The 12,382-nt window shown below is 71.4% G+C and carries 11 protein-coding genes and 1 pseudogene; 4 read left to right on the top strand and 8 right to left on the bottom strand.

Annotated elements, in window-relative coordinates:
- Window positions 1-392 precede the first annotated feature (392 nt).
- From ACZ4U1_RS05190 to ACZ4U1_RS05200, 3 genes and pseudogenes are all read right to left on the bottom strand, one after another.
- Window positions 393-1,634: a vanadium-dependent haloperoxidase gene (locus tag ACZ4U1_RS05190; protein WP_467899737.1), complete on the bottom strand. Its 1,242-nt coding sequence runs from the start codon at window positions 1,632-1,634 to the stop codon at window positions 393-395.
- A 64-nt stretch (window positions 1,635-1,698) separates the two neighbouring features.
- Window positions 1,699-2,490 (bottom strand): MFS transporter, encoded by a 792-nt coding sequence (locus ACZ4U1_RS05195; RefSeq protein WP_467899738.1) that lies wholly within the window; start codon window positions 2,488-2,490, stop codon window positions 1,699-1,701.
- Window positions 2,491-2,554: 64 nt separating this feature from the next.
- A pseudogene (locus ACZ4U1_RS05200) lies at window positions 2,555-2,929 on the bottom strand (hypothetical protein); the annotation flags it as partial.
- Window positions 2,930-3,599: 670 nt separating this feature from the next.
- Between ACZ4U1_RS05200 and ACZ4U1_RS05205 the strand changes: the two are divergent.
- The 4 genes from ACZ4U1_RS05205 to ACZ4U1_RS05220 all read left to right on the top strand — a co-directional run bounded on the left by ACZ4U1_RS05205 (window position 3,600) and on the right by ACZ4U1_RS05220 (window position 6,879).
- The gene (locus ACZ4U1_RS05205; RefSeq protein ID WP_467900114.1) at window positions 3,600-3,740 is read left to right on the top strand and encodes a hypothetical protein; all 141 of its coding nucleotides are present in this window, start codon (window positions 3,600-3,602) and stop codon (window positions 3,738-3,740) included.
- A 104-nt stretch (window positions 3,741-3,844) separates the two neighbouring features.
- The gene (locus ACZ4U1_RS05210) at window positions 3,845-4,768 is read left to right on the top strand and encodes an LLM class F420-dependent oxidoreductase (protein ID WP_467899740.1); all 924 of its coding nucleotides are present in this window, start codon (window positions 3,845-3,847) and stop codon (window positions 4,766-4,768) included.
- 60 nt (window positions 4,769-4,828) lie between these two features.
- Window positions 4,829-5,650 (top strand): DUF1684 domain-containing protein, encoded by an 822-nt coding sequence (locus ACZ4U1_RS05215; RefSeq protein ID WP_467899742.1) that lies wholly within the window; start codon window positions 4,829-4,831, stop codon window positions 5,648-5,650.
- Between the two features lie 179 nt (window positions 5,651-5,829).
- On the top strand, window positions 5,830-6,879 hold the full coding sequence (locus tag ACZ4U1_RS05220) for an LLM class flavin-dependent oxidoreductase (protein ID WP_467899745.1): 1,050 nt from the start codon (window positions 5,830-5,832) through the stop codon (window positions 6,877-6,879).
- Window positions 6,880-7,182: 303 nt separating this feature from the next.
- Here the strand turns inward: ACZ4U1_RS05220 and ACZ4U1_RS05225 are convergent, their stop codons facing one another.
- The 5 genes from ACZ4U1_RS05225 to ACZ4U1_RS05245 are packed head-to-tail and all read right to left on the bottom strand — an operon-like array spanning window position 7,183 to window position 12,381.
- A complete protein-coding gene (locus tag ACZ4U1_RS05225; protein ID WP_467899746.1) occupies window positions 7,183-8,031 on the bottom strand; it encodes a JmjC domain-containing protein in 849 nt (282 codons plus the stop codon).
- 15 nt (window positions 8,032-8,046) lie between these two features.
- Complete coding sequence (locus tag ACZ4U1_RS05230; RefSeq protein ID WP_467899748.1) at window positions 8,047-9,126, bottom strand: aldo/keto reductase; 1,080 nt, start codon at window positions 9,124-9,126, stop codon at window positions 8,047-8,049.
- 23 nt (window positions 9,127-9,149) lie between these two features.
- Window positions 9,150-9,902: an SDR family NAD(P)-dependent oxidoreductase gene (locus tag ACZ4U1_RS05235; protein ID WP_467899750.1), complete on the bottom strand. Its 753-nt coding sequence runs from the start codon at window positions 9,900-9,902 to the stop codon at window positions 9,150-9,152.
- A 2-nt stretch (window positions 9,903-9,904) separates the two neighbouring features.
- A complete protein-coding gene (locus ACZ4U1_RS05240; RefSeq protein WP_467899753.1) occupies window positions 9,905-10,549 on the bottom strand; it encodes an O-methyltransferase in 645 nt (214 codons plus the stop codon).
- A complete protein-coding gene (locus ACZ4U1_RS05245) occupies window positions 10,546-12,381 on the bottom strand; it encodes a M3 family metallopeptidase (RefSeq protein WP_467899754.1) in 1,836 nt (611 codons plus the stop codon). Before ACZ4U1_RS05245 ends, ACZ4U1_RS05240 begins: the two co-directional genes overlap by 4 nt.
- Window position 12,382: the final 1 nt, after the last annotated feature.

The following is a 12,382-nucleotide window of genomic DNA, read 5'->3' on the forward strand; positions in this document are numbered from 1 at the left end:
GCGCCGCCGGGTCAGGTCCACGCGCGGGTTCATGGTTCGGGAGTTCAGCAGATGTCCACCAGGCTGGTCAAGAAGTTCCCGGGTAGGTCTTGCATTGCGGACACGGAGAACGTCTCCGCCTCTTCGGGACACGCTCACGCCACCTTCCGGCAGCAACGAACGTGAGGGCACGCCCACGGGGTCGGGCGTGATCGCCCCGCAGGTCGCCGGTCTCCTGGCCGCTGTACGAACGGCATGGCGTCTTCCGCCGCACCGACACCCTCCGCTCGGTCGCCTACCGCGCGGGCGCCCCGGGACCGGACTCCGCGGCGGCCGTGGTCCAGGCTCTGCGTGACGCGGCGGCGGCGTTCGAGTGAGCGTCGCCGCCGCGCTGCCGGTGACCGCGCGGAGAGTCAGCGCGGAGCGAGGAGGCGTCCCGTGTTCTGCAGGACGTACCGTGCCGCGTTCGTGCCGAGGGTGATCCCCGCCTCGTCGGCCGACCGGGTGTGGATACCGGAGAAGACCCGGGCGTCGACGTTCTCGTCCGAGAGCTGCTTCCACGTGGTGTAGGTCCGGGTCACGCCCGGCGCCGTGGGACTGGTCAGTGCGAATGGAGCGGTTCGCGGACCTACAAGCGCCGACAGCACGGTCTGCGCGGCGCCCGCGTAGGTGTTGTGGCCGCTCGGGTAGTCCGGATGCGCCGGCGTATTGTGCAGCGGCGTCCAGTCCGGGTCGGGATCGATGCTGCCGGTGCGGATCGCGGTGACCGGACGCCAGCGTTCATAGGCGTATTTGCTGTCGGAGGTGGCGATCTGCGTGTCCACCAGCGCCACGTGGAACAGCGCGACCAGCCGGGCCTGCCCGGCGGTCCCCTGGTCCGTGCGGGAGAGCGCCACGCGCAGCGGCTCGGTGTAGAGAGTGAGGGAGGAGCCGAGCCAGAAGGTGGCGGTCTCGGTCTGGTGAGCACTGCGCCCCGTACTGTCGACGGCACCGTACGCCCGCACCTCCGCGAGGTCGACGGCATAGCGCCGCGAGTCCAGGGCGTGCGGCGGGCCGAGCCGGAACTGGCTCTGCGTCCTGAGCAGGAACGGCTTGGCGAGACGGTTGCCGTACTGGGCCGCCGGCGCATAGTCGGGTGGCGTCGGCTGCCACACGCCCGGCGCCGCGTGCTTCACCGGATAGGGCGCGTTGACCGAGGCGGGGTCGAGTCCGTCGCCCTGCCTCGACGCGAGGACGATGTCCGCCTGTCGCTCTCCCGCCGTGACGCCCCGCTCTTCGGCCGGGCCGTCGGGAATCGCGTCGAGGGTCTCCTTGAACGTCGCGTCGAGCTGCTCCTTCCGGCTCGGGGTCAACGTCACCAGCGCACGGTGTACGGCCCCGGCGAGCGCCGCCTCCTGATACGCACCGCGGTCGACACCGGCGGGCACGCTCCGGGTCGCCCGGGCGGCCGCAAGCCAACTGATGGCCCATGTACGGCTGTTGGTGATCTGGGTGGGTGCCCCGGCCGTTGCGATGGTCTCGGCTGTCGCGTCGTACCAGGCGAGAGCCGTGGACGTGCGGCCGGCCGCCGAGGCTTGAGGAACGGCGACGGAGGCGGTCAACAGAGCTGCCGCGCCGAGGACAACGAGGGCGGGTCGGGATCTGGTCGAACTCACTTGTACTCCTTGGGTTTCGGTGGGGTGAGGGAGCCGACGAGTGCGGCGCCCGCGCCCCGGGTGGTCAGGTCGTCTCCTTGGGGCGGGGGACCACGCCGGTGCGGTTCGCCGACGCGGATGCCGACGGACGGGGCGGCGTGACGGCCCGGCGCAGCAGGGACAACAGCAGGCCCACGGCGAGTAGGCCCGCGCAGACACGGGAGGCCAGTGCGTACCCGGACCGGGGGTCACCGCCTCCCGGCGGACCAGAAGCGGCATGCAGATACACCGCGGGGACGGCGCTGAGGCAGACAGCCGCCGCGATGCGCTGGGCCATCTGCAGGATCCCGCCTCCCACCCCCGGGGCCTCCGCCGGAGCGTGCTGAAGTACCTGGGTCTGATTGGGTGAGACGGTGAGCCCTCCGGCGACGCCGGACATCAACTGCGCCGCGGCCAGTGCCACCGGCAGTACCGCCGTCGGCAGACCGAGCGCGAACGCCGGCCCCGCGAGCGCGGCGCCGATGCCCAGGGGCAGGCCGACGGACACCGTACGGGATCCGATCCGTCGTACCAGCCGCCGGGCGAGGGCCGAAGAGATGCCCATCCCGACCGCCCCGGGGAGAGTGATCGCCGCCGTGAGCAGAGCGGACAGGCCGAGCCCGTCCTGCAGGAAGACGGTGAGCACGAGGAACGCGGCCAGTGAGGAGCCGAACTGGGCCATCGCGACAGCCGTGCCCAGCACATACGGCTTCGACGAGGTCAGTGCCGGGTGCACCCGTCCGCAGAGCAGACCGAGGCCGAGGACGTCCAGCCGGGAGTCGCGGGCGGTGCGCCGAGGCGGGGGCGGCCAGCGGGCAGCGAGGGTCAGGGTGAGCACCGCGCACGAAGGCGTCGGGCACTGGCACCGCGTCGATCCACACCCCGTCCTCGCGCTGCACCTGGAGCCCGCCGACCTCGTCCTGCTGGAGCAGGGCGAGGTAGCCGTAGTCCTTGTGCGCACCCACCCCTTGGTCGGCGTCCTCAGCAGCGCGCGGAGGGTAGTGCACGATCTTCACGTGCATGGCCGCTTCGTCGTCGAACCACTGGTCGAGGTATCCCTCGTCCTGTCCGAGCGCCGCAGCGAGTGCCCGCAGCACCTCACGGCTCACCCGCAGCGCCTCCGCCTGCCAGCGCAGCACGAGGTCTCTCAACTCCGGTAACACGGACGGCCATTGATCGGGGCCGATCAGACGTTCGGCGAGGAAGGCGTCAGTGTCCGCGTCCGGGGCGTGGAAGCGGGAGATGTCGATGACAGGCAGGGCTGTGAACTGGGCCATGGGGTTTCCTTCACGGCAGGGCTGATGCGGGCGCCTCACAGCTACACCCGGAGAGCGGCTGGTCGAGGACGAGAGAAGGCTGCAGGCCGAGAGAGAAGAGCGAGATCGCGAGCCGTCGAACGGCGGTCAGCGACAGACCTGGTCGAACTGGTCGGCGCGGCGGCTCACCCAGAACGGGTCGAGCAGCACCGTGTGTGCCCTGCCAGTGGCCTCCATGGCCGGAGCAAAGCACAACGGGAAAGATGCGTCCACCGTGCGTCCCAGCGGATGAGGTGTTCACAGGGGCGGGCGACGTACGTTGAACGGGAAAGTTCCTGACCGGTGGAGGCTTTGATTCCCGGAAGGGACCCCATTGACCGGCCCCGCCCTGCGCCTCACCGGATCCGGTGGGCCGTATCGGCGCGGTGGAGCGGGCGGCCTTCGCCGCGGCGTCCTAGAGCACCATCGGGATCGCTCCCGTCGTCCCGGTCACGTATGCCGAACCCTTCCATGTCTCCGGCCAGCTGGCGTCCCTGGGCCACATTTCCGCCGGTCGCGCCGGGTGGGTGGTGGCGGAGGAGGAACGTCCCGAGGCGGCCCGTGCCTGGGAACGGCCGCTGATCGCCGACGTCGCCGCGCGGGCCCGGGAGTCCCGGGACGGCGTGGAGGTGGCCCGCGCCCCGGGGGACTCGTGGGGGGCCTGCTCGTCCCGGACCTGGAGGAACGCGGCATCTACCGCACCGAGTGCACCGGCACCACCCTGCGCGAGAACCTCGGCCTGCGCGAACCCCTCACGCACCGGTCCGCGCCGGACCGACGGCGGGCGGGCTGAGCACCGGGATACCCCTTCCACTCAGGGCTGAGTACACATGACTGACACGAAGCTGTCACAGACGGACCGGAATGCGGGTCCGGCCGAGGCCTGTTCTGACTGACATGACTGTTGGAGTAGCGCTCAACGCGTCCGACGCGCCGAACCAGGTCGACGTCACCGTCCAACTGGCGCAAGAGGCCGCAGAGTTCGGTGTCACGTCGGCCTGGTTCGGGCAGACCTTCGGCGCGGACTCACCCCAGCTCGCGGCGATCGTCGGGCGTGAAGTGCCCGGACTGCAGGTCGGTACCTCCGCGATCCCCGTCTTCGGCCGGCACCCGCTGCTCGTCTCCAGCCAGGCCCAGACCGCCCAGGCCGCGACCCACGGCCGCTACCACCTCGGCCTGGCCCTGGGCACGAAACTGCTGACGGAGACCGGCTTCGGCCTGCCCTTCGAACGCCCCATCGCCCGCCTGCGTGAATTCCTCACCGCGCTGCGGCAGTTGACCGAGACCGGCACAGCCGACTTCCACGGCGAACTGCTCACCGCGACCACCCCGCTCCCAGCGCGGGTACCGGGTGCCGAGAGCGGTGTCCCCCTGCTGGTCGCCGCGATGGGGCCGCAGGCATTGCGGGTCAGTGGTGAGCTGGCGGACGGGATCCTGCCCTACCTGGCGGGACCGCGCGCCCTGGCGGACCACATCGTGCCCGCCCTGACCGCCGCAGCCGAGGCCGCCGGCCGCCCCGCGCCCAGGATCGTGGCCCTGGTGCCCGGCGTGGTCACGGACGACGTCGACGCGGTGCGGGCCAAGGCCACCGAGAACCTCGCCTTCTACGAACAGATCCCGTCCTACGCGCGAGTCATCGAACTCTCCGGCGGCCGTCGAGCCGCCGACCTGGCCGTGATCGGCGACGAGAAGACGGTCGAGGCCGAGGTACGCCGTTACCGCGACGCCGGCGCCACCGAGGTCGTGTTCTCGGGCACCGAGATCGCGGGAGAAGCCGACCGCCGACGCACCTGGCGGCTCCTCGGCGAACTGGCCCGCTGAACACGCCGTTCGAACCGACGGCCCGACCGGCCCCCCGCACCCCGTGACGATGGAGAACCCATGACCACCGAGGCCACCACGACCGATTTCCATGTCTTCACCGAGAACTGGCTGGAGTGGTACCGCGCCCAGGAGGCGCGGCTCGCCGCCCCGCACGGTTTCCTGGCGATCACCGGCCTGCACTGGCTCGACGACCGGCCCCAGCGCTTCCCGGACGCACCCGGTGCGTGGCGCACCGGCCCCGACGGGGTCGTCGTAGACCTCGACGACGAGGAACTGCTCGTCGACGGAATGCCGGTGCACGGTGAACACCGCTTCGGCGTGCTTCCCGAACGCGGCGGCGTCGACGCCGTCTGGGGACACGCCGTCATCGAGATCGCCAGGCGCGGCGGGCACGACATCGTGCGCCCCCGGCACCCGGATGCGCCACTGCGCACGGCCTTCACCGGAACGCCCGCTTACGCCCCCGACCCACGCTGGGCGGTGACGGGCCGCTACGTCCCCTTCGACATGCCACGACCGACCACCGTGGGCGCCGCGGTCGAGGGCCTTGAGCATGTGTACGACGCCCCGGGCAGGGTCGAGTTCGAGCTGGACGGGCGCCCGCTGTCGCTGACCACGTTCCCCGGCCATGGTGCGGGCCGGCTGATGGTGCTGTTCACCGACGCGACCTCCGGGGTCACCACCTACGCCGCCAACCGGGTCCTCGCCCGGGAGCCGCCCGCCGCCGACGGTACGGTCGTCCTGGACTTCAACCGCGCCGCGAACCTGCCGTGCGCCTACACGGACCTGGCCACCTGCCCGCTGCCCCCGGCCGAGAACCGACTGCCGGTGGCGATCGAGGCCGGCCAGAAGATCCCCCGCGAGCGCGAAGGGTCCTGAACCTGCCGTGCCGGATGGTTCGGGATACCGGTGCGCGGTCGCGTTCGGAGGGCACTGCGGCGTGTCGGCCCTGCGGGGCCGCGGCCGGGGCGAGTCGGGAAGCCGAGCCCGCCACGATTACACCCACGAGCGGCTCGCGGCCATTCCCGGTACCACCACGAGTTGAGGACCGACGTCATATGAGTGCCCCCACTATCACTTCACTGGCCCTGCTCACCCCGGGGAACTTCGCCGACGACGACCCCTACAGCGGTCTGGAGGAGACGCTCCAGCTGTTCGAATACGGCGAACGGCTCGGCTTCGACGGCGCCTGGATCCGGCAGCGCCACCTCGAACACGGCGTCGGCTCGGCCGCCGTCTTCCTCGCTGCGGCCGGCCAGCGCACCGAGCGGGTCGAGCTGGGCACCGCGGTCATCCCCATCGGCTACGAGAGCCCGTTCCGCCTCGCCGAGGACCTGGCGCTGGCCGACGTACTGTCCCGGGGGCGGCTGCAGGTTGGCTTCAGCACCGGCATGCCGCACGCCGAGCTGCTCGGTGACCTGGTGTACGACGGCGACTGGCGGAGCTTCGACCTGTCCTACGGAAGGATCGCCCGCCTCGTCGGCAATCTGCGCGGTGACTACCTCGGCGGTCCCGACACGGTGATCCACTCGCCGGGCAACACCCAGCGGCCGCGGCTGCAACCGCACAATCCCGGCCTGGTGGACCGAATCTGGTACGGCGGAGGCAGTCTGCGCTCGGTCCGCTGGGCCGCCGAGAACGGGCTGAACCTGCTGTCCGGAAACATCGTCAGCAGCGAGGGCACCGTCGACTTCACTACGGCCCAGCTGAACCTGCTCGCGGAGTACCGGCGTGCCCTGGGCGACACCCGACCGGGCGCACGGGTGGCGCTGGGACGGGTGATCGTGCCGTTCGACAGCGCCGACGCCGCAACCCGGGCCCGCTACCGGGAGTACGCGGCGAGCCGCCAGGAGCGCACTCTGGCACCGCGGGACTTCGGCCCGAAGCAGATCCTCTTCGCGCCGGACATGGTCGGGAGCGCCGAACAGATCCTGGAGCAGCTGGCTGCGGACCCCGTGGTCGCAGAGGTGTCCGAACTGCGCCTGGAGCTGCCTTACGAGTTCCACCAGGAGGAGTACGAACAGATCCTGTACGACGTACGCCACCTGATCGCGCCCCAACTGGGCTGGCACCCCGCCCCCCTGCCGGCGCAGGAGGCCGTCCGGTGAGCGCGGTTCCGGAACCGGCCGCGCGGCTGGAGGTGCACACCCCGGAGCCTTCAATCGCGCTCCTTGCAGGTACCTACCGCGGGCGCAGGTCAGCAAACCGGCTAGATCTTGGACTTGAACAGAGTACGCAGCACTTTGGACTCCTAGAAGACGGCTCCCCGCGAGCTTTCTGCAGGTCGGGGGCGTCCCTCACTGTACATCGGCATGCCTTCGGCTCGAAGGCCTTCCAGAACCCGGCGTATCGCCGCGGACCCGGGTGCGCCCAGGCGCACAGCAGTGATCACGCTGGTGGTGGTCGACGCGTCAGGCGGTGTCGGCCACCGGGCCGGCGCTCTCCCCCGTCAGGCGCCGGTGCTGGAGCGCGAGGACCGCGTCCGCGAGCGCGTCGTCGCTCATCCGCTCCAGAAAGGCGCGGGTCGCGCGGGCCAGGGCGGCCGTGGCGTCGGCGCGCTGCTGCGGGGACAGTCCGGTGTGGAGGGCCGGGACCGGCTGGTGGCCGACGCCGCGGGCGCGCAGCACCTGGGCGAGGAGCGGGAGGACGGCGGCTTGGAGGGAGACGGCGGGGCAGACCAGGGACACGCTGAGCGAGTCGCCGCGGGAGACGCCGGAGTGCAGCCACAGCAGCGGGATGTAGAGCAGGTCGCCGGGGCCGACGGTGAAGCGGACGCTGTCGCCGTCGGGCAGTTCGTGGGCGCCCACACCGGGGTGGTTCATCATGCGCCGTACGACGTCCTGGCGGTCCAGGTGCTCGGAGGAGGCGAGCGTCCACTCCTTCGTGCCGTTCTGCTGGAGCACGAAGTTGTCGCTGTGGTCGAAGTGGGCGCCGATGCCGCTGCGCGCGTACGTGCGGATCGCGTCGAACCAGGCCTGCGGCGCGCCGAAGACGCCCGCGAGCCGGTCCGCGCGGTCGCGCAGGTCGGTGTCGAAGCGGGAGACCTGTTCGATGAACGTCACCTCACCGGGCCGCTCCTTGACCTCCGTGCCGTCGGCGCGCGCCCCGGCCAGGGCGGCGTCGAAGTCGTCGTCGGTCCACACGCGGCCCAGCAGCTCCTTCGCCCCGCCGGGGACGTACAGGGGCCGTTTGCGCCAGTAGGCGGAGAAGAAGAGGTCGAAGTCGAAGGACGGCTGTTCGAACGGGACGTCTGACGTCATACCGGTTTCCCTTCGCTACGGAGTCGTGGGCCGCACTGCCCTCAGCTGTTCGGGACCATGGACCAGTGCCTGGATGCCGTCGGCGAGGAAGGTGTACGGGTACGGGGTCGGCTGCGCGCTCGCCTCGTCGATCCTGGTGAGGTCCTCCGGCGGCAGCGAGATCTCCAGCGCGGCCAGGTTCTCCAGGAGTTGGTCGCCGGAGGAGACGCCCACGGCAACGCTGGTGATCTGCGGCTTGCTCAGGATCCAGGCCAGGGCCAGCTGTCCGGGCGTACGCCCCGTCCGCGCCGCCAGGTCGGTCAGGCACGCGATGACGCGGGGCACGACCGGGCGGAAGGGGTCGACGTCGCCGGTGGTGAAGGTCTGCGTCATCCGCCCGTCGCCGGTGATCCGCCGCTCCTCCAGGTCGACCCGGTACCGGCCGGTCAGCAGGCCGTTGGCGAGCGGCCCCCACGCGACCAGGCCGACGCCGGTGGCCTCGGTGAACGGGAAGAACTCGTGCTCGATCGTCCGCTCCAGCGCGTTGTAGTTGAGCTGGACCGCCGCCGGGACGGGCCAGCCCCGCCACCGGGCGACGGCCTCGGCCTGACCGGCGTACCAGCCCGGCACGTTGCTCAGCCCGATGTAGCGGACCTTCCCGGCGGAGACCAGGTCCGCCGCCGCGGCCAGGCTCTCCTCGACCGGGGTGACGCCGTCCCACAGGTGCAGGTACAGCAGGTCGATGCGGTCGGTGCCGAGGCGGCGCAGCGACCGCTCCACGGACGCGACGATGTTGCGGCGGCTGCATCCGCCGGAGTTCACGTCCCTCGGGTCCGTGCGGTACCCGCACTTGGTGGCGATCACCACCTGGTCCAGCGCGGACCGGCGGCGCAGCGCCCGGCCGAGCCAGGTCTCGCTCTCGCCACGGTTGTAGACGTTCGCGGTGTCGAAGAAGTTGATGCCGTGGTCGAGGGCGACGCCGAGCAGCGCGTCCGCCTCCGCGGCCGGCATGGTCCAGCGCGGCCCCCACTGCGAGCCGAAGGTGGCCACGCCGAGGGCGATGTTCGACACCTTCAGCCCGGTGCGGCCCAGCAGACGGTACGTCACCTCGGTCATACGGCGCTCCTCGCTCCCCCGGCTCAGATCAGCGAGCCGGCGGAGCCGCCGTCGAGCCGGCACAGCATGCCGTTGGCCGCCCGCCCGAGGCCCGCGAGGTACTGGACGCTGCGGTAGCACGCGTCGAAGTCGATCAGCTCCTCGATGACCAGGTCCGGGTTGGACTTGCGCAGGAACACCCGGGTGATCTCGGCCTCGTCGACGCCGCGGCGGGCGGCGACCCGCTGGAGCTGCGCCACCTTGTCCGGATCGGCCAGCGGGCCCAGCAGCAGGGTGGCGACGGCCGTGTTGCGGGAGCGGCAGGCGTCGGCGAGCGAGCCGGTGAGCACGCGCAGCGCGGCCTTGCTCGCCGCGTACGCGCCGGAGTCGCGGTCGGCGTGGAACATGGACTCCGAGTTGATGACGACGATCGAGGTGAACCGGGTGTCGGGGGTGGCGGCCAGCAGGTCCAGGGTCAGCCGGTAGGGGGCGAGGGCGTTGACCCGGAAGACGTCCTCCAACTCGGCCAGGGACAGTTCGTGGGCGGGGCGGGGCGGGTAGCTGACGGCGTTGTGGACGATGAGGTCGGGTGCCTCGCCGAGCCGGTCCGTGATCCGCTCCAGGGTCTCGGGCCGGGACAGATCGGCCTGGAGGTGGTCGACGCCGGGTGTGCCGGGGGTCTCGGACGCGGGGCGGCGTCCGAGGCCGGTCACCTTCCAGCCGTCGGCGGCGAGCCGGGCGGCCAGGTGGGCGCCGAGGCCGTGGCTGCTTCCGGTGACGAGGGCGTGCTGGGCCATGTCTATTCCTTGACGCTCACCAGGAGACCGCTCTGGGTCCCGACGAATGCGGAGAACAGCCGGGTGCTGCGCCCGACCGCGCGGTTGTAGCGGTGGATGGCCTTCGCCTCGCGGTCCTCGTCGGACCCCTCGGTGCGCTCGGCGGTGAAGTCGCCCTGGGCGAAGGCGTCGTCGGCGATCAGCACGCCACCGGGTTCCAGCAGCGGGTAGCACAGCCGGAGGTAGTCGGGGTACGACTTCTTGTCGGCGTCGATGAAGACCAGGCCGACGCTCTCGGGCGGCACGGTCTCCAGGTAGGCGCAGGCGTCGCCGACGACGATGTCCACCCGGTCCTCGACCCCGGCGGTGCGCAGATTGCGGCGGGCGGCCTCGGCGGCCCGCGGGTCGATCTCCAGCGTGGTCACCCGCCCGCCCTCGGGCAGGCCGCGGGCCAGGTGGATGGTGGAGTAGCCGAACAGCGTCCCGATCTCCAGCACCTGCCGGGGCTGGCGCAGCAGGGTGAGCAGTTGCAGGACGCGGCCCGCGTTGTCGTCGACCTGGATGGTCGGCAGCCGGTCGTCGAGCAGGGAGCGCCGCAGGATGCCGTCGAGCACCTCCTCGCGGGGGCCGAGGACGGCGCGGATGTAGCCGTGCGGGATCGTCGTCACGCGTCTGCTCCCGGGTGCTGAGCGCCGCGGGTCCCAGCCGGCGCCGAGGGCGCGGTGCCGTCGTGGAGGCGGGCGGTGTCGTAGAAGGCGAACAGGGCCTCGCTGTCCGGCCGGGTGGTGGGTGCGTCGAAGTCGAAGCAGGGCAGGAACAGTTCGGGTGCCTGGTCGGGCGTGACGTCCGCGAGGGATGTGCGGTGGAAGGGGGCGAACTTCTGGGCGCTGTCCGCGGCGCCGAAGAGATAGGCGAAGTTGGCGCCGGGGTTGGCGGTGAACATGGGCCAGGTGAAGTAGCCGGGGAAGTCGCCCAGGGTGCAGTGGCGGCCGATGCCGAACCGCTCGTCCAGGCGCCGGAAGGAGTCCTCGAGGCCGCCGTCGGCGCGCCGGTGGACGTCGAAGTCCAGCAGGGCCAGCACGGCGCGCTCCAGGTAGGTGCGCCGGTACTCGATCATCTTGATGCGGCGGCACAGGGCCAGTCCCTCCTCCGCGCCCGGGGTGAGGGAGAGGTACCCGGCCAGGTCGGGGTGGTAGGCCCACTTCTCGCACCACATGCTGAGGTGCTCCAGCCGTTCCAGGGGCAGGTACTCCAGGCCGGACCGGTTGGAGATCCGCTTGCGGATCAGCAGGTGGTTCAGGGCGTGCCCGAACTCGTGGAACAGGCTGTGCATGTTCTGGAAGGTGATCCGTCCCCCGCCGTCGGCTCCCGGCCGGAACCGGCAGGAGACGTAGGCGACCGGCCGCTGCACCACGCCGCTCCAGTCGGTGCGGTTGCGGATGCCCTTGGTGTGGTTGGCCCCGATCGTCTTGTTCCCGGTGTCCCACAGGTCGAAGTTGATGTGGCCGACCTCGCCGTGCTCGGAGCGGACGGCGACGGTGACGACCTGCGCGGCGCCGGTCGCCTGCCGGGTGAGGGTGAGGCCGAAGACGTGCCGGGCGACGGTGAAGATGTAGTCGAGGCAGTCGTCGAGGTCGAACATCGGCGGCTTGGCCCCGCCCGTCGCCGTACGGACGCTGTGCGCGAAGTGGGCGAACGGCTCGTCGCCCGCGTCGGGGCACAACTGCCGTATTTCCTTCCCCAGTTCGGTGTGGGCGGTCAGCGCCCGCGCCAGGTGGCGCTCCAGGAAGGCGGCCACGTCGGCCTCCTCGACGGCGCACTTGGTGAACGTCCGCGCGAGCACGCTGGGGTGGCCCTGCGCGGCGCTCTGCCGCCGCCGCGCCTCGATCATCCCGTCGACCAGGCCGAGCAGCCGTGGCAGATGCGCGTCGCGCGCGCCCTGCCAGGCCCGGGCGAGCTTGCCGCGGGTGGCGGGGCTGCCGACCTGGCTGGAGAGCTTGTAGAACACGGCCGACGGGGTGCCCGGTCCGGCGGGCGTGCCCAGGCGCTCCAGCAGCCGGGCCTGGTCGCGCTGGACGTCGTCGAGGACGCCCTTGGCCTCGGTGAGCAGGGCGTCGAGTTCCTCCTCGACGGCAATGTCCGCGGGCTCCTGCTTGGCGCTCAGCTGCGCGACGTAGGCAAGTCGGGACTCCTCCGCCTCCGGGTCCGGGCAGCGCAACAGCAGCAGCTTCTCCAGGATCTGCCGGTCCAGCTCCGGGTCCTTGTGGAAGGCGTCGCGCCAGGGCAGCAGGCGCTCGAAGTCGACGAACTCGTCATTGGCCTCCAGGTAGAGGAAGATGTAGGCGACGTTGTTGTAGATCGAGGTGATCTCGACCAGGGTCTCCTGGGTCAGCCGCGGCTCGGCCACGATCTCCCGGAGCCGGCTCATCATCGCCTCCAGGGCCTCCTCCATGGCGGTGAGGCTCTCCCGGTCCGGCGCCAGAACGGGGTCTACGGACATG

The organism is Streptomyces sp. NPDC028928, from assembly GCF_055564915.1.